The organism is Halomonas sp. AOP43-A1-21 (genome assembly GCF_052376775.1).
In the GTDB taxonomy this organism is placed as follows: domain Bacteria; phylum Pseudomonadota; class Gammaproteobacteria; order Pseudomonadales; family Halomonadaceae; genus Vreelandella; species Vreelandella colorata.
Map to the genome: position 1 here is coordinate 24,454 of NZ_JBQSWC010000001.1, position 17,059 is coordinate 41,512.

At 56.3% G+C, this 17,059-nt stretch carries 14 protein-coding genes; all 14 read left to right on the top strand.

Translation table 11 applies throughout. The features are described 5' to 3' along the window. Nucleotides 1–8: 8 nt before the first annotated feature. The 14 genes from ACT3R7_RS00125 (at nt 9) to ACT3R7_RS00190 (ending at nt 16,650) form a co-directional block, all read left to right on the top strand. On the top strand, nt 9–1,178 hold the full coding sequence (locus ACT3R7_RS00125) for an isovaleryl-CoA dehydrogenase (RefSeq protein ID WP_193092281.1): 1,170 nt from the start codon (nt 9–11) through the stop codon (nt 1,176–1,178). Between the two features lie 9 nt (nt 1,179–1,187). Further along, a complete protein-coding gene (locus ACT3R7_RS00130; RefSeq protein WP_496198683.1) occupies nt 1,188–2,795 on the top strand; it encodes a carboxyl transferase domain-containing protein in 1,608 nt (535 codons plus the stop codon). 10 nt (nt 2,796–2,805) lie between these two features. Next, nucleotides 2,806–3,630, top strand: a complete 825-nt coding sequence (locus ACT3R7_RS00135; RefSeq protein WP_496198684.1) for an enoyl-CoA hydratase/isomerase family protein — start codon at nt 2,806–2,808, stop codon at nt 3,628–3,630. Continuing rightward, a complete protein-coding gene (locus ACT3R7_RS00140; RefSeq protein WP_496198685.1) occupies nt 3,627–5,717 on the top strand; it encodes an acetyl/propionyl/methylcrotonyl-CoA carboxylase subunit alpha in 2,091 nt (696 codons plus the stop codon). The genes ACT3R7_RS00135 and ACT3R7_RS00140 overlap by 4 nt, the downstream gene beginning before the upstream one ends. 11 nt (nt 5,718–5,728) lie before the next feature. Further along, nucleotides 5,729–6,652, top strand: a complete 924-nt coding sequence (locus ACT3R7_RS00145) for a hydroxymethylglutaryl-CoA lyase (protein ID WP_496198686.1) — start codon at nt 5,729–5,731, stop codon at nt 6,650–6,652. Nucleotides 6,653–6,704: 52 nt separating this feature from the next. Next, complete coding sequence (locus ACT3R7_RS00150; RefSeq protein WP_496198687.1) at nt 6,705–8,426, top strand: AMP-binding protein; 1,722 nt, start codon at nt 6,705–6,707, stop codon at nt 8,424–8,426. Then, nucleotides 8,423–9,265, top strand: a complete 843-nt coding sequence (locus tag ACT3R7_RS00155; protein WP_441676450.1) for a class I SAM-dependent methyltransferase — start codon at nt 8,423–8,425, stop codon at nt 9,263–9,265. The genes ACT3R7_RS00150 and ACT3R7_RS00155 overlap by 4 nt, the downstream gene beginning before the upstream one ends. 21 nt (nt 9,266–9,286) lie before the next feature. Continuing rightward, nucleotides 9,287–9,859, top strand: a complete 573-nt coding sequence (locus tag ACT3R7_RS00160; protein ID WP_192538179.1) for a hypothetical protein — start codon at nt 9,287–9,289, stop codon at nt 9,857–9,859. Between the two features lie 350 nt (nt 9,860–10,209). After that, the gene (locus ACT3R7_RS00165) at nt 10,210–12,486 is read left to right on the top strand and encodes a type VI secretion system Vgr family protein (protein ID WP_496198688.1); all 2,277 of its coding nucleotides are present in this window, start codon (nt 10,210–10,212) and stop codon (nt 12,484–12,486) included. A 2-nt stretch (nt 12,487–12,488) separates the two neighbouring features. Further along, entirely contained in the window at nt 12,489–13,421 is a 933-nt protein-coding gene (locus ACT3R7_RS00170) for a hypothetical protein (protein WP_496198689.1), read from the top strand. Nucleotides 13,422–13,429: 8 nt separating this feature from the next. Then, nucleotides 13,430–14,632, top strand: a complete 1,203-nt coding sequence (locus ACT3R7_RS00175; RefSeq protein WP_496198690.1) for a WD40/YVTN/BNR-like repeat-containing protein — start codon at nt 13,430–13,432, stop codon at nt 14,630–14,632. Between the two features lie 177 nt (nt 14,633–14,809). After that, the gene (locus ACT3R7_RS00180) at nt 14,810–15,397 is read left to right on the top strand and encodes an RHS repeat domain-containing protein (protein WP_496198691.1); all 588 of its coding nucleotides are present in this window, start codon (nt 14,810–14,812) and stop codon (nt 15,395–15,397) included. Continuing rightward, nucleotides 15,298–16,119, top strand: a complete 822-nt coding sequence (locus ACT3R7_RS00185; RefSeq protein WP_496198692.1) for an RHS repeat-associated core domain-containing protein — start codon at nt 15,298–15,300, stop codon at nt 16,117–16,119. The genes ACT3R7_RS00180 and ACT3R7_RS00185 overlap by 100 nt, the downstream gene beginning before the upstream one ends. 66 nt (nt 16,120–16,185) lie before the next feature. After that, the gene (locus tag ACT3R7_RS00190; RefSeq protein WP_417419832.1) at nt 16,186–16,650 is read left to right on the top strand and encodes a hypothetical protein; all 465 of its coding nucleotides are present in this window, start codon (nt 16,186–16,188) and stop codon (nt 16,648–16,650) included. Nucleotides 16,651–17,059: the final 409 nt, after the last annotated feature.

Sequence of the window (17,059 nt, forward strand, 5' to 3'; positions counted from 1 at the left end):
GATTGACCATGCACTCTCTCTACTCAGAACTGAATTTCGGTCTTGATGACGAAATGAACATGCTGCGCGAGCAGGTCAATGCCTTCGCCGCCAGCGAAATTGCCCCGCGCGCCGCGGAAATCGACCGCAATAATGAATTTCCTAACGACTTATGGAAGAAGTTTGGCGACATGGGCCTTTTAGGTATCACCGTGTCTGAAGAAGATGGCGGCAGCGGCATGGGCTATCTTGCCCACTGCATCGCCATGGAAGAGATCTCCCGGGCGAGCGCGTCGGTTGCGCTATCTTACGGTGCGCACTCCAATCTGTGTGTGAATCAGATCAAGCGCAACGCCTCCGCCGAACAGAAGGCCAAGTATCTGCCTAAATTGATCAGTGGCGAGCACGTCGGCGCGCTTGCCATGTCCGAACCTGGCGCTGGTTCCGATGTGGTCTCCATGCAGCTGCGGGCTAAAAAAGTCGGCGATAACTACCTTCTAAACGGCAACAAAATGTGGATCACCAACGGCCCCGATGCCGATGTGCTGGTGGTCTACGCCAAGACTGACCCGGAAGCCGGGTCCAAAGGCATTACCACTTTCCTGATCGAAAAAGGCATGCCGGGATTCTCCACGGCTCAGAAGCTCGACAAGCTGGGCATGCGCGGCTCCAACACCTGCGAATTGGTGTTTCAGGATTGCGAGGTTCCCGCTGAAAACGTGCTGGGCGAAGAAGGCAAAGGTGTGCGCGTATTGATGAGCGGACTGGACTACGAACGCACCGTACTGGCCGCAGGGCCGGTCGGCATCATGCAGGCCGCCATGGATGTCGTGATGCCGTATATTCATGAGCGCAAACAGTTTAATCAGTCGATCGGTGAGTTCCAGCTGGTACAGGGCAAAGTGGCGGATATGTATACCACGCTGAATGCCTGCCGCGCTTATCTGTATGCCGTCGCGGCCGCGTGTGATCGCGACCAGACCTCGCGCAAGGATGCCGCTGGCGTCATCCTCTACTGTGCCGAGAAAGCCACCCAGGTAGCGCTGGATTCCATTCAGCTGTTGGGCGGTAACGGCTATATCAACGAATACCCCACCGGGCGCCTGCTGCGCGACGCGAAGCTTTATGAAATCGGCGCGGGCACCAGTGAAATTCGGCGGATGTTGATTGGCCGCGAACTCTTCACCGAAAGCCAGTAGAGGCGCGCCATGAGCATTCTCAGCACTCAGATTAATCCGCGCAGCGAGCTCTTTCAGACCAATGAGCAGTCAATGCGCGGCGTGGTTACCCAGCTACATGAACTCACCGCGGCCGTTGCCCAGGGTGGCGGCGTTAAATCTCGTGAGCGTCATGAGAGCCGTGGCAAGCTCTTTGTGCGTGACCGCATTGATCACCTGATCGACGAAGGCTCGCCTTTTCTAGAATTTTCAGCGCTTGCCGCCCACAAGGTGTATGAAAGCGACGTACCGGCCGCCGGTGTAGTAACCGGCATTGGGCGCGTATCAGGCGTTGAATGCGTGATTGTGGCCAACGATGCCACGGTAAAAGGCGGCACCTACTTTCCGCTGACGGTCAAAAAACATATCCGCGCCCAGGAAATCGCCCGCAAGCATCGCCTACCGTGTATTTATCTGGTCGATTCCGGCGGTGCCTTTCTACCCCGTCAGGATGAAGTCTTCCCTGACCGCGACCACTTCGGGCGCATTTTCTATAACCAGGCCACCCTATCGGCCGAAGGCATTCCGCAAATTGCCGTGGTGATGGGTTCGTGTACGGCAGGCGGCGCTTATGTGCCCGCCATGGCCGATGAATCGATCATCGTTAAAGAGCAAGGCACCATCTTTCTGGGCGGCCCGCCGCTCGTCAAAGCGGCCACCGGTGAAAGTATCAGTGCCGAGGCGTTGGGCGGCGCCGATGTACATGCCAAAGTCAGCGGCGTGGCCGACCATTATGCCGAAAACGATATGCATGCCCTGCAGCTTGCCCGCGCCTGTGTCTCGCGCCTGAACTGGCAAAAGCGCGGCAAGCTTGCCATGCAGGCGCCCCAGCCGCCCAAGCTCGACCCGTTGGAGCTTTACGGCATTGTGGGCACCGACCTTAAAAAGCCCTTTGATGTTCGCGAAGTTATCGGGCGCATCGTCGACAGCTCTGATTTTGATGAATTCAAACGCTACTACGGCGACACCTTAGTTACCGGGTTTGCGCATATTCATGGCCACCCGGTGGGTATTGTGGCCAATAACGGCGTGCTGTTTTCAGAGAGCGCCGTCAAAGGCGCCCACTTTATTGAGCTGTGCGCCCAGCGCAAGATTCCGCTGGTTTTCCTGCAGAACATCACCGGTTTCATGGTGGGTTCCAAGTACGAGCATGAAGGTATCGCCAAGCATGGCGCCAAGCTGGTCACCGCCGTAGCGTGTGCCAAGGTACCCAAGTTCACCGTGCTGATTGGCGGAAGCTTCGGGGCGGGTAACTACGGTATGTGCGGCCGCGCTTATGACCCTAACCTGCTATTTATGTGGCCCAACGCGCGTATATCCGTCATGGGTGGCGAGCAGGCTGCCGGCGTACTGGCGCAGGTTAAGCGCGAACAGTATGAGCGCGAAGGCAGCGAATGGACTAAAGAGGCCGAAGAGGCGTTCAAGCAGCCCACCCGCGAACAGTATGAGCACCAGGGCCACCCTTACTACGCCAGTGCCCGGCTCTGGGATGACGGCGTGATCGACCCGCTACAAACCCGCGATGTACTGGGCTTAGCGCTGGCCGCGGCCATGAACGCTGAGATTGAAGAGACACGCTTCGGCGTGTTCCGGATGTAAGGGGCCTATCATGACGAATTCAACGTTAACCATAGATGCAGGTGTTGCCCGCTTAACCCTTAATCGCCCGGACGTTCACAACGCCTTTGATGACCAGCTAATTGCCGAGCTGAACGCACACCTCGATAAGCTTCAACCGCTGATTAAAAGCGGTGAGGTACGCGTGGTGGTGCTGGGTTCTGAAGGCAACAGTTTCTCAGCGGGCGCGGATTTGAACTGGATGAAGCGCATGGTCGATTACGATTTTGAAGACAATCTGGCCGATTCGCGCAAGCTCGCCACGCTGATGCATAGCCTGGATACGCTGCCCTGCCCCACGCTGTGTCGGGTCCAGGGGGCCGCCTTTGGCGGCGCCGTAGGCTTGGCCGCCTGCTGCGATATCGTTATTGCCTCCGATAAAGCCAGGTTCTGCCTTTCAGAAGTCAAGATTGGCCTCTCGCCTGCGGTCATCAGCCCCTATGTAAACCGCGCACTCGGGCCGCGCCAGATGCGCCGTTACGCGTTGAGCGCTGAAGTCATCGACGCGCCCACCGCTCTCAGTCTGGGCCTGGCCCATCAGGTCGTTGAACACAACGCACTGGATAGCGCGGTAGATGCCATGCTGGAAACGTTGCTCGCCGGTTCACCGCAGGCGCAGCAGGTTACCAAAGCGCTGCTCCAAACGGTCAGCCAGTCGCCTGATTCTGACGCCACACGCGAACAAACCTGTCAGGTGATTGCCAAGCTGCGGGTTAGCCAGGAAGGCCAGGAAGGACTGGCTGGATTTTTTGAAAAGCGTCGCCCCGCCTGGGCTGAAACGCCTTTATCCGGCAACGCCAAGGAGCGCCGCTCATGAGCCACCTAACGTCGTCTGAATCTAACCTGCGCACCACGCCCTTTGACACCCTGCTGATCGCCAACCGGGGTGAAATTGCCTGCCGGGTAATGCGCACCGCACGCCTTATGGGCCTTAAAACCGTTGCGGTGTATTCCGATGCTGACGCCAACGCCCGCCACGTACGTGAAGCCGATGAAGCCATTCGTATCGGCCCCGCCGCTGCGCGCGAAAGCTATTTGAATATCGAAGCGGTGATTGACGCCGCCAAGCGCACCGGCAGTGGCGCCATTCATCCTGGCTACGGCTTTCTTTCAGAAAACGGCGCCTTTGTAAAAGCGCTCGAAGAAGCGGGTATTACTTTTATCGGGCCGCCCGCGTCAGCCATTGCCGCCATGGGAGATAAATCGGCCGCCAAGGCGCGTATGGCCAATGCAGATGTGCCGCTGGTACCGGGCTACCACGGCGATAACCAGGATGATGACCTGCTCCGGGCCGAGGCCGATAAAATCGGTTACCCGGTCATGCTCAAAGCCAGCGCCGGTGGTGGCGGTAAAGGCATGCGCGTGGTCGAAAAAAGCGAGGCCTTTCAGGCGGCGCTGGAAGGCTGTCGCCGCGAGTCTAAAGCCGCCTTCGGCGATGATCGTATGCTGATTGAAAAATACCTGGTGCAGCCACGTCACGTGGAAGTACAGGTATTTTGTGATCGCCAGGGCCACGGCGTGTACCTGTTCGAGCGCGACTGCAGCATTCAACGCCGCCACCAAAAAGTCCTCGAAGAAGCCCCCGCCCCGGGCATGACGCCGGAACTACGCGCGGCGATGGGTAATGCAGCCGTACGTGCCGCTCAGGAAATTGGCTACGTGGGCGCGGGCACGGTTGAGTTTCTATTGGATGCTTCGCCAGGCCAGGACGGGGCGTTCTACTTTATGGAGATGAACACCCGTCTGCAGGTCGAGCACCCGGTGACTGAAATGATCACCGGCCAGGATCTGGTCGAATGGCAGCTGCGGGTGGCAATGGGTGAATCGCTGCCTTGCACACAGGAAGCATTGACGATCACCGGGCATAGCTTTGAAGCACGCCTTTATGCTGAAGACCCTGATCAGGACTTTTTACCCGCCACGGGAAAGCTTACTCGCTTTGCGCTCGATTTAGCGGGCACCGACCTAAAGGCCGAGCAGGTGCGCCTGGATAGCGGTGTGGAAAGCGGTGATACGGTTTCCATGCACTACGACCCCATGCTTGCCAAGCTGATTGTGCATGGCAGTGACCGGGATGCCGCCCTGGCCACCCTTAACCGCGCGCTAGCGGCCCTCGATATACAGGGCGTGGTCACCAACCGGGCTTTTTTGCAGCGCCTGGCGACTCACCCCGCGTTTAAGAACGTAGAGCTGGATACACGGTTTATCGAGCGCCACGAGGCCACCCTGTTTGCCGCGCACCACTATCAGCCTGAAGACTATGCCAGCGCCGCGTTAATGGCGTTACACCAGCTGGCCCAGGAGTGCGAAAGCAATTCGCCCTGGGATCGCCACGATGGCTTTCGGCTTAACGCGCCACGCACGGTGCGCATTGCCCTGCACGATCCCAAGCACTCTCAAGCGCCGGAGGATGCAAGTCCCCTAGTGGTTGTGGAAGGCAAACGACACCCGGGTGACCCAGAGTGGCACCTAACCATTAATGGCCACGCCGTTAATGAGCAAACCTTTAGCGCCAGCCTTCAACCGCTTACCGGCAATGCCGTGGCGATTACCCTTAACGGGCATCGCCGCCGCCTGCAGGCCCAGCGCGATGGCAATGTGTTAATCATGGTCGACCCGCAGGGCGAAACCCGCCTTTACTGGCAGCGCATTGATGCGATTGATCACGGCCAGCATGAAGTGCAGGCGAGCTTTACCGCTCCCATGCATGGCACGGTGGTGGCGCTGCTAGTTGAAGCCGGGGCGAGCGTTGAAAAAGGCATTCCCCTGATGGTCATGGAAGCCATGAAGATGGAACACACCATGACCGCGCCGACTAACGGTCGCGTGGAAGGTTTCCGCTTTCAGGCAGGCGATACCGTTAGCCAGGGTGATGTATTACTCGACTTCGCCCCAGGCGAATAAGGAGCTTGACCATGGTACTGCGCCAATCCAGCCTTCCCCAGCGCGTACGCCTGTTCGAAATGGCCCCCCGAGATGGCCTGCAAAACGAGCCGGGGGCCATGGTGCCTACCGCGACCAAAATCGAGCTGATTCATCGGCTCGCCAATGCCGGCATCCGCCATATTGAAGCGGCAAGCTTTGTATCACCCAAGTGGGTGCCGCAAATGGGCGATGCGACCGACGTAATGCATGGCATTACCCGTACTCCCGGCGTGGTTTACTCGGCCCTTACCCCTAATCTCAAGGGGCTTGAAAATGCCTTGGCCGCAGGCGTCGATGAAGTAGCGGTATTTGGTGCGGCCTCTGAAGCGTTTTCACAAAAGAACATCAACTGCTCGATTGCTGAATCCCTTGAGCGCTTCAAGCCTGTGCTCAAGCGTGCCCAGGAAGCGAATGTGCGTGTGCGCGGCTACGTTTCCTGTGTGCTGGGGTGCCCTTATGAAGGCGATATTCCCCCGGAGAAAGTCGCTCAGGTGGCCAAGGCCCTTTATGACATGGGCTGCTATGAGATTTCCCTCGGTGACACCATTGGAGTGGGTACGCCGCTGGCGGCCAAGCGAATGGTTGAAGCCGTTTCCAGGCAGGTGCCAATTGATCGACTGGCGGCACATTTTCATGATACCTACGGTATGGCTATTGCCAATCTTTATGCGGTCATGCAAGAAGGTGTCAGCGTGATTGATGCTGCGACCGGCGGCTTGGGCGGCTGCCCTTATGCCAAAGGTGCCTCCGGTAACGTCGCCACCGAAGACGTGCTTTACCTGCTGGAGGGCTTAGGCATTGAAACGGGGATTGATCTGCAGGCCGTGCTGGATACGAGCCATTGGATTACCCAGGCGCTGGGCCGCAAGCCGACCTCAAACGTTGCCCTGGCCAGAGGCGCACACGCAAGCTAACCCTCATCAACGCGGCCTGCTCGATCAGACAATAAAAATACGGAGAGACATCATGGCGCTACATGACCCCAGCCTATCTAAAGCCCTGCCCAGCTATGCCAGCAGCACCGCTGACAAACCGCTGCTGGGTATGACTATCGGCGATAAATTCGACCACATTGCCGCGCAGTATCCCGATAACGATGCCCTGATTGTGCTGCACCAGAATATTCACTGGCGCTACCGCGAGCTTCATGAAGAGGTAAACCGCTGCGCCCGCGCGTTACTGGCCATTGGCGTGAAGTGTGGTGATCGGGTCGGTATGTGGGCGCCTAACTGCAGCGAGTGGACATTAACCCAATTCGCTACCGCCAAAATTGGTGCCATTTTAGTCAACATCAACCCGGCTTACCGTACTCATGAACTTGAGTATGCGCTTAACCAATCCGGCGCGCGTTTTTTGGTCTGCGCCGACAGTTTCAAAAGCTCCGATTACCGCGGCATGCTCTATGAGCTGGCGCCGGAGCTTCAAACCAGTGCAGAAGGCGCGCTTAAATCGCTAAAGCTACCCCAGCTTGAGTGCGTGATTAACTTAAGCAGCGAGAAACATCCCGGCATGTGGCGCTGGTCAGATTTAATGCAGGAGTCGAGCAAGGTTAGCCAAACCGACGTCAACGACCTGCAAAGCACCCTTCAGTTTGACGACCCGATCAATATTCAATACACCTCGGGCACCACCGGCTTTCCGAAAGGCGCCACGCTTTCTCATCACAATATTCTCAATAACGGCTTTTTTGTGGCTGAAAGCATGGGCTTTACCAGTGAAGATCGTCTGGTCATTCCTGTGCCGCTTTATCACTGCTTTGGCATGGTCATGGGTAATCTGGGCTGTATGACCCATGGGGCTGCGATGATTTACCCCGATGAAGGCTTTGATCCCGGTAAAGTACTCAAAGCCGTACACGAGCAAAAAGCCACTGCGCTTTATGGCGTACCTACCATGTTTATCGCCGAGCTGGATCACCCCGAGTTTGCCAACACCGACCTCTCTTCACTGCGTACCGGCATCATGGCAGGCTCGATTTGCCCAGCCGAGATCATGAAACAAGTCATCAACAAGATGAACATGAAGGGCGTCCAGATCGCCTACGGGATGACTGAAACCAGCCCGGTTTCTACCCAAACGGGCGCAAATGACAGTATTGAAAAGCGGGTTTCCACCGTGGGCCGTACCCAGCCGCATCTGGAGAGCAAAATTGTCGACCCCGGCAATGGCGCCATCTTACCCCGCGGTGAGATCGGCGAGCTGTGTACCCGGGGCTATAGCGTCATGCTCCAATACTGGAACAACGAGCAGGCCACGCGTGAGGCCATCGACGAATCCGGCTGGATGCATACCGGCGACCTGGCCACCATGGACGAAGAGGGTTATATCCAGATCGTCGGACGTATTAAAGACATGGTGATTCGCGGGGGCGAAAACGTTTACCCCAAAGAAATCGAAGAGTTTCTGTACACCCACCCGGCGATTTCCGATGTGCAGGTCACCGGCGTGCCCGACAAGAAATACGGTGAGGAGCTGGTTGCCTGGGTAAAGCTCAACGCCACGGCGGGTGAGATTAGCGGTGAAGATCTACGTGAGTTCTGTAAAGGCAAGATCACCCACTTCAAGATCCCCCGCTACTTTAAATTCGTCGATGAATTCCCCATGACGGTGACCGGCAAAATCCAGAAATTCAAGATGCGTGAAATTTCCACTCAAGAGCTGGGGTTGAATCCAGAATCACCGTCATGACAGACGCACCGCGTTTGGCTGAGCATTACCAGCAGGGGCTGCGCGATGCCGATGTGCTGGCGCAAATTCGCAGCCATTATCCGGCGGGCCCTACCCTGCACCAGCTGGCCCCGCTTGATCAGCTGCATATCGGCGGCGTAACGGCCACTACGCGATTGCTCGCCCTGCTTGACCCAGCCCTCCATCCACGCGTTCTGGATATTGGTGCAGGCTTGGGCGGGTTAATGCGCCAAGGCGCAGCGCAGGGTTTTCAGGTGACCGGCCTGGACATTACCCACCGTTTTAACGCACTCAATAAAGCGCTAAGTGCGTTGAGCGAACCCCACTCAACGCCGCTTTTCTGGATAACGGGAGATGCGACTGCCCTACCGTTTGCAGATAACACCTTTGACGCGCTTTTATTTCAGCACAGCCTGCTCAACATGCCTGACGCCGCCCGGGTGTTTGCCGAAAGCCACCGGGTCTTGCGCCCTGGCGGGCAGCTGGTAATGCATGAAGTAGTGAGCGGGCCTAATGTAGACGCCCTGCGCTACCCTGTGCCCTGGGCGACAGAACCCACGCACTCACACCTGCTTAGCCAAACGGCACTTACCCAGCAACTTCAGCAAAGCGGCTTTACGCTTGAGCACTGCGTTGACTGGAGCGATATCGCCCTGGAGTGGCGTGAGCGTCAGGGCAATAAAGAGCAAACCGCCCAGATGCCGATCCTTTCGCCGCAGTGGGTATTTGGTGAGCGCTTCCAGGAAATGGGCAAAAACCTGCTTTTTAACCTCAAGCAGCAGGCAATTAACTTGGTAGAAGTTAAAGCCAGTTGCTATGCTGGTGGGGATAATAATTAAAGCCAAGGATGAGGAACGCCAATGAAACGCTTGGCTGGCGCTATCCTGTACAGTGTTATCGGTTTGAATTTAACTATTGTAGCCGCTGTCGCCAATGACGAGGTGCCAGCAATTGCCTATGCCATGCCGGAGAGCGAGCTCATGCGACTCGATAACGGCGTGGTACTGGAAGGCAGCGATTTAAGCAGTTTGGACACCTACACATCCGGTTTTCGCTTAACGGCCGGGTTTAGCCCCTGGCAACTCCCCCAATTAGATATTGGCGCTGAAATTGCCTACCGCGAAAGCGAAGAAGTGCCGATTGCCTCCAGCATGTCACCCATGATCATGGATACGCTAAGTTTAGGCGGCGCCATTGTGGCAGGCATCCGTATGGGGGCTTTCAGTATGTACGCTAAGTCTGGCCTGACCGAATGGCGCGGCGATACCGACCAGCCTCAAGGTGCAGACGAAGGCGGCACCGCCTGGCTGCAAGGCTTTGGCGCCACCGTCACCATCAACCGGCTGATCACCCGCTTGGAATATGAACGCGTTGATGCACCAACGCTAAGCCACCTCAATCAACTCAGCGCATCGTTGCATTTGCCTTTTTAGGTTCTTATTACTATTAGCATTCTTTTTATAAGCTATTACTTGTCTTCCTGCGTGTAAGACATTTCCCTTTCTGCAGTTATTGCCTCGGTAGTTATCGCCTCAGTACTTAAGCACATCCATGCCAAAAGCTTTTCGTTGCTTGACCATAATCGTTACTCATTTCTTACATGCGAAAACGCTAATTTTTTAGTCTTCCACCGTCTTTGTAAGCCGATGCCAATAATTTTGTAAGCAATGTCTTACAACGCTGTAAGAGATTAACGCCTCTTAACCTCCAAGGGTTGCCCTTCCCGCTCAGCCCGCTACCCTAAGCGTTTCTCATTAGCAGACTCGGTTCAAGGAGCGATACCATGGCGGATAAAACAGGCCTGCAGTTTACTCTCACCCTACCCGGGGCTGATGATACCGCTGTTGTACGTTTTACCCACCGCGAAGCCCTTTCCGAACCGTTTTCCCTCTCTGTCGAGTTTGCCAGCCGGGCTCATGATTTATCCCCCACCGACTGCCTGGAGCAGACGGCCACGTTAACTATTTGGCAGGATGGCGAACCGCTACGCCGCATTCATGGCATTGTGAGCGAGTTCGCCCAAGGCGACCGCGGCCACCGCCGCTCTTTTTATCAGGTGGTGATCCGCCCGGCCTTATGGCGGCTTTCGCTGCGTCACAACTCGCGCATCTTCCAGGAAACGCTGCCTTACGATGCGATCACCACCCTGGCCCAGGAGCGTGGCCTGACGGATATCGGCTTTGCCACCACGCGTACCCCGCTCGAGCGGGAGTACCTGGTGCAGTACCGGGAAACCGACCTGGCGTTTATCGAACGCCTGGCTGCCGAAGAGGGATGCTTTTATTTCCATGAGTTCGAAAATGCCGAAGGCGGCGCCCACCGGCTAGTATTTGCCGATGCCACCGCGGTGCTGCCAAGCGTGGGTGAGCGCACCTACCACGGCCGTGCGGGCGGTACGCCGCCCCGGCGCCATTTGCGCAAGCTGCGTCAGGTCAGCCGGGTACGCCCGGCATCCGCCATGCTCAAGGACTACACCTTTAAAAACCCGGCCTACGCCCAGCGGCACGAGCACCTGGCGCCGGGGCTAGGCGAGCACGCTCAGCGTGAGGATTACGAACACTTCGACTACCCAGGCCGCTACAAGAAAGATGGCTCCGGCAAGCCGTTTACCCGCCACCGGCTGGAATCCCTGCGCGCCGATGCGTTGGTAGCCCAGGCCGAGAGCGACCTGCCCGAACTGGCCCCGGGCCTCTGCTTCACCCTGACCGACCACGATGTGGAGAGCCTCAATCAGGACTGGCAGGTACTCGGCGTGGTGCATGTCGGCGAGCAGCCCCAGGCGCTGGAAGAAGACGGCATGGCCCGGGGTAGCGCCACCTCGGATCAAGCGGGCGAACAGATGACCCGCTACTACAATAGCGTCGAGCTGATGCCCCGCGACCAGACCTGGCGCCCGACGCCCAATCCCAAACCGCGCGTGGATGGGCCTCAGGTGGCGTTTGTAGTGGGCCCCGAAGGCGAAGAGATCTACTGCGATGAACACGGCCGAGTAAAGGTGCAGTTCCCCTGGGACCGCTACGCCGAGCCCAATGAAACCGCCAGCTGCTGGATACGGGTGGCCCAGGGCTGGGCGGGCGGTGGCTATGGCAGCATGGCGATTCCGCGCATTGGCCATGAGGTGATTATCTCGTTCCTGGAAGGTGACCCGGACCAGCCACTCATCACCGGGCGTACCTACCACGCGGTAAACATCCCGCCCTACCCGCTGCCGGAACACAAGACCCGCACCGTGATTCGCACCCAAAGCCATAAGGCCGAGGGCTTCAACGAGCTACGCTTCGAGGACGAAGCCGGTGAAGAGCAGATCTGGCTGCACGCCCAAAAAGACCTGGAACTGCTGACGTTAAATGACCGCACTGAAGAAATCCGCCGCGACAGCCACCTGAAGCTGCACCGCAACCGGTTGACCGAGATTCATAACGACGACCACCTGACGGTCCACCATAATCGCCACACGCAGATAAAAGGCGATGACCACCTTCAGGTGGATCAGACCCGTCACGAATATTATGGCGATTCGCAGCTTCTGGAAGCGGGTCGTGAGGTGCACTACAAGGCCGGCTCGCAGGTCGTGATCGAGGCCGGGGCGGAAATTACCCTCAAAGCGGGCGGCAGCTTTATAAAGCTCGACCCGAGCGGTGTGACCATTGTGGGTTCACAGGTGAGAATCAACTCGGGTGGCAGCCCCGGGCGTGGCCAGGGGCAAGCAATCGTGCTGCCGCGCCTGCCGGGCGAAGCAGAGCCTGAAGAGAGTGACGACGTTACTCTTGAGCCACACCAAACGCCGAGTCTGACTAGCGCAAGGTCAAGACTAAGCGCGCAGGGTAGAAAAGAGCGCTCATCACTTCATGTCCGAAACGAAAGCGATTCAAGGAGCTACGACCAGGCTTTCATCGCGACCTGGAGAGGAACTCAAATTCCTGCAGCTAATATGCGCTATCGCATCACGGATGCTAATGGCTCGGTCGTACAAGAGGGCCGAACCAATGACCTCGGGGAAACCGGGTTATCCGAAAGCGACGCCCCCGATCACCTGCACATCGATATTTTGGGAGACTGACCGTGGCGGAAGACGAAGTACTCGGTGCGACCGATGCCAATCACACACCTGTTGACGACACTCAGCGGGTCGCGGTCGATATATACGTCTGTAATAAACAGGTTCCTCCGGCCAACGAAAGCTTCTTGGGCAACTGTGAATGGTATTACCGGCCCCTTCACGATGAATACATTACCAAGAGCGGCGTATCGGGCTGGGAGGCATTGAAGGCATGGACCACATCTTGGAACCCATTTGATAATATAGATGTAGCACGCCGCCTATTGATTAACCGCGATGAATTGATCGCGCCCGACAGCCCACACCCACACTGGTCGCGCCATGCCAATTTCATGATGCGCCATATCGGCTGCGGTCACCTGCCTCCCGACTATTACATAAGCTATGGCTACTACTACTGCTATACCTACGGGGAGCGCTTAAAACCAAGGCTGAGTCCAGATGGCAAGCGCTGGCTAGATCAGGCGAGGCTTAATCTTCAAGAAAATGCTGAAAATGGACTCAAGGACAACATGAAAGCTGACCAGGTCCATATTGTCTGCCGCCGTTACCCCAACCGCAGCGTTGCCATGGAGGTCGAGCAATACGAACTGGAGGTTGACCCCACCACTTTTAAGACTTTTGCCTTTGCTACGCATGTTCCAGCTTATCTGGATGCTGGCCTCGCCGACCTGGATGCGTGTGATCTGATAAGAATTGGCGGCCAACCTAATATCGAAGAGTGGGGAGACGCAGAAACTTGGGGTCAAGCCATCGGGAGCAGCCTTGAGGTCGGCAAAAGTAAGATTGGCGCTGTATGGGAAACAGCGGCAGAAACCGCTCAATGCACAGCAGAAGCGGTAAGCGATAGAGTGAATGCCGGTATTGATGCGGTGAGTGCTGGCATGGATGCCGCCGAACAGGCGCTTTCACGGTTGATAAACCACCGCCAGTAGGAGATGTCATGCGCAAGTCTCACTGGTTTGTTGGCGTGGCCGCCATTTTGGTCACGAGTTGGGGCATAGGGAGTTGGAGTATGTGGGAGCAGGTAGACAGCGATTTCATAAGAGAAGATGAACCTTACGGGCCTGGCGATTTTAGAATACGGGGTGGGCAGGTGCTTTCCATGAAACTCACCCAGCCTAAGACAACGACCAAACCCAGAACAGACGAAGAAGTTCTCGCGAATGTCAAACTGGAGTATAGCGAACCTTGGATGTCTAGCCCGGCTGAGCGCGCTAATCGTCGTAGCGTACGCATTCTTAGTGGCTCCATTGAAGAAGGGATTGAACGGCGCTTTGAAGAGCCTGCTCAACAAGCTGACTGGTGGCTATCCAAGGATTGGAATACGCTCTACCTGGCCACAGGATGGATGGATTATCACTTAAACCCACCTCCAGGCGGGCGCTATACGCCTCAAATCACGCAGCTATTCAAATCCACGGATCAAGGCGAGTCGTGGGAAAAAATGCGCTGGCCGGAGGATCAGAATATTTCCGCCCTGCGTTTTATCGACGCCGAGCGCGGCTACCTGATTGGCTGGGGCCCCCATATCTGGCGCACTAACGATGGCGGCGACAATTGGCAGGAAATTCCGGTACCAGAAACATCCCGCGACCCTGACAACGAACGCCAACGCTTTGATTTAGTCGCGCTCGGGGAAGATAACGTCCTGCGCATGGCCTTTCATGATCAAGTCCGCGACGAAAGCGTGATGTATACCCTGCCCTGGGGAGAAGACGCGCCCAGCTTCGAGCTGGCCTTGGGCCATTATCGCGTCATGGATATCGCGGCCACCGATCAGAGCGAAACATATATTCTGGCCAGACGGGGCCGCCCCCATGGCTTTATGCCCAAAGAAAAGCTTCCCGACCACCCGTCTTCCGTCTGGCACTGGAATGGCGAGGAATTAAGCGAGCTGCACGAATTTGATAGCGACCTGGTGGGCTATGCTCTCTACATCACACCGGAAGAAGGACTGCTATTCGACGGCGTCAACCAAGGAAGCCTGCTGGGCAAGGATGTCACCGCCGTTAGCTACGACGGCGGCGGCAGTTGGCAGATAGAAGATGAAGGCCGCAGCGCCGAGGGCGGTTACTACGATACGCGCACGGGCGAACGCTGGCGTGTGGCCGGGTATTCGCTCTACAGGCGCGAGATTCCCTAAATAATGCGACGCGCTGACAGCGGCCACCTGCACGGCCTGAGCGCTCCGGACCTGAACCTGGACATCGCCCTGGAGCCCGACGCCCTACACCGCGAGACTCAGCGCCGCGTCAGCCTCGGCAGTGGCGACCAGACGCAACCGCTGATTCTAGAGCGCGGTTATACGAACCTCGGCCAGTTGGACCATCTCACCCTGCGCGGCGCGCAACACGGCGGCGGCCAGCAGTACCAGTACGACGCCCTGGGCCGGATGAGCTTCCGCGCCCTGCAAGGTGAACAATCCAAAGTGATTGCGTATAGCTACGATGCCGCCGGTCGCCTCACCGGCAGCCAGCACGGCGACCAGGCCCACCGCTACGCGCTAGACGCTGCCGGTAACCGCCTGGACGGCCAGCAGGCCCTCTCCGACAACCGCCTGGGCCAGCTCAACGGCACCCGCTACCGCTACGATGGCGCAGGCAATATGATCGAACGGCAACAGCCCAACGGCGAGCGCCTGACCATGGGCTACGACGGCGCCAACCGCTTGGTAAGCCTTACCAACACGGCCACACCACGGAGGCCGCCTACCGCTACGACGGCCTGGGTCGCCGGATCAGCAAAACCGTCCGCCACACCAACGGCACCACCGCCACCACCCACTACGGCTGGGACGGCGACCGCATCGTGCGCGAAGAAAGCGAGAGCCAGCGCTCAACCATCGTCTACGAGCCGGGCAGCTTTGTGCCCATGCTGCGTATTGATGATACTCAGCAAGGCCAAATGATGAGCGCTTTTGTGACCGATGCGCTGGGTACGCCCATGCAACTGGTGGCGCCCAACGGCGAAATGAAATGGCAGGCGCAGCCCGATGACTGGGCGGCAGTGAAGCATCAGCGCGGCAGCACGGCGCAGCCGATTCGCTTTCAGGGCCAGTGGCACGATGAAGAAAGCGGACTCTATTATAACCGCCATCGGTACTACGACCCGCAGCAAGGGCGATATGTGAGTCAGGATCCGATTGGGTTGCGCGGTGGCACTAACTTATATGGATATGTGACAAATCCGATGGGGGCGGTGGATCCGCTGGGGTTGTTAGCTTGCGGCGGATTCTGTATTGCTGGAGTGGTAGTTGGGGGGACTGCAGTAGTTAACTGGACAAGAAATTATTGGAATGAGCCTGTTTCAGATATTACTGATGTTCAGGATTGGACGGAGTTAACACCGGAAGAGTCAATCTATCACCGCATGGGTGAAGGCAATGATGGAAATCGAAAATTTGTTTCCCCAAATGGCCGTAGTGAAGCAGTTTTTGATTGTAATGACGACCTTGTGACCGATCCGGCTAATGCGGGAACTTATAACTTTTTTGGCCCACGTTTCATGGGCGGAGCTCCTCATGGTGTTACAGATGTGCTTCCATACTATATTTTTGGAACTTCACCGTCAGACATGTTTAACCCACAGCGCTTCACAACCACGTACGATCATTTAACACAGGAAAAATAATCAATGCTAAAATCAAAAAACTTAACGCTCCTGTTGTTGGTGATTTTCACGTGCCTAGGGTGCAGCATGAAAACACATAAAAATTATGAATTCACAGAGCCTGAGATCCACCTAAACACTGGTGTTATACATGCAAAGTTGCGCGGCACAATGGAAAACATTGACAATAAAACTAGTATATACCACACCCCATATGAAATGCTGCTTTGGTTTTCTTCTTCCACCGAACAGGGCAGTAGCTGTTTAGTAAATGTGAATTCGATAGTTTTAAAAAACTTAGAAAATGAAGAAACTTTATTGATCTCAGAAAATTCTGAAACCACATTTAGGGAAAGGTCGGATGGTGTGTATACGGCGAGCTTCAACTACAAGAACTTAAACATAAAACACAATGATCATGAGTTAGCATTCTCATACTCTTTTAGCAAAGATTGCGGACTGGATCAGACATCAACACCCGCCAACATGATTTTTAAAAAGCAGTATAGTGAAAGAAATATTTCTTTTTGGGATATGCTAATGGGGATTTGATTCGGAATTCAAGCAATAATTGCAACATGGATGTAGTCCCCTTCACATTCACAGAAAAAGAGCGCTAGCTGCCTCGTCATTGATCGTGATACAGAGGAAATGAAGAGGCGCTATGCAATAGCGGAGCGAAGGTATAATAGTCGATGGCCATTTTTATTTTGGTAGTAGTGCCACTCATCTAGATGTATTGGAGTAGCCGCATAGTAATGCGTGTATAAGTCTTCAGCACTGTAAATGATTATTAACCAAGATAACGATGACGGCCAGAACTGTTGGCTGGTGCGCTACTCCTATCGCCCGGTGGGGGGATTTGATTGCGGTGCGCCAACGCCACGGCAAGGTGTCCCCCTCTGTCAGCCTAGTTGTCCGGTTGGCGATATCGCCTTAACCTAATCCAGAGGGAGCGGCA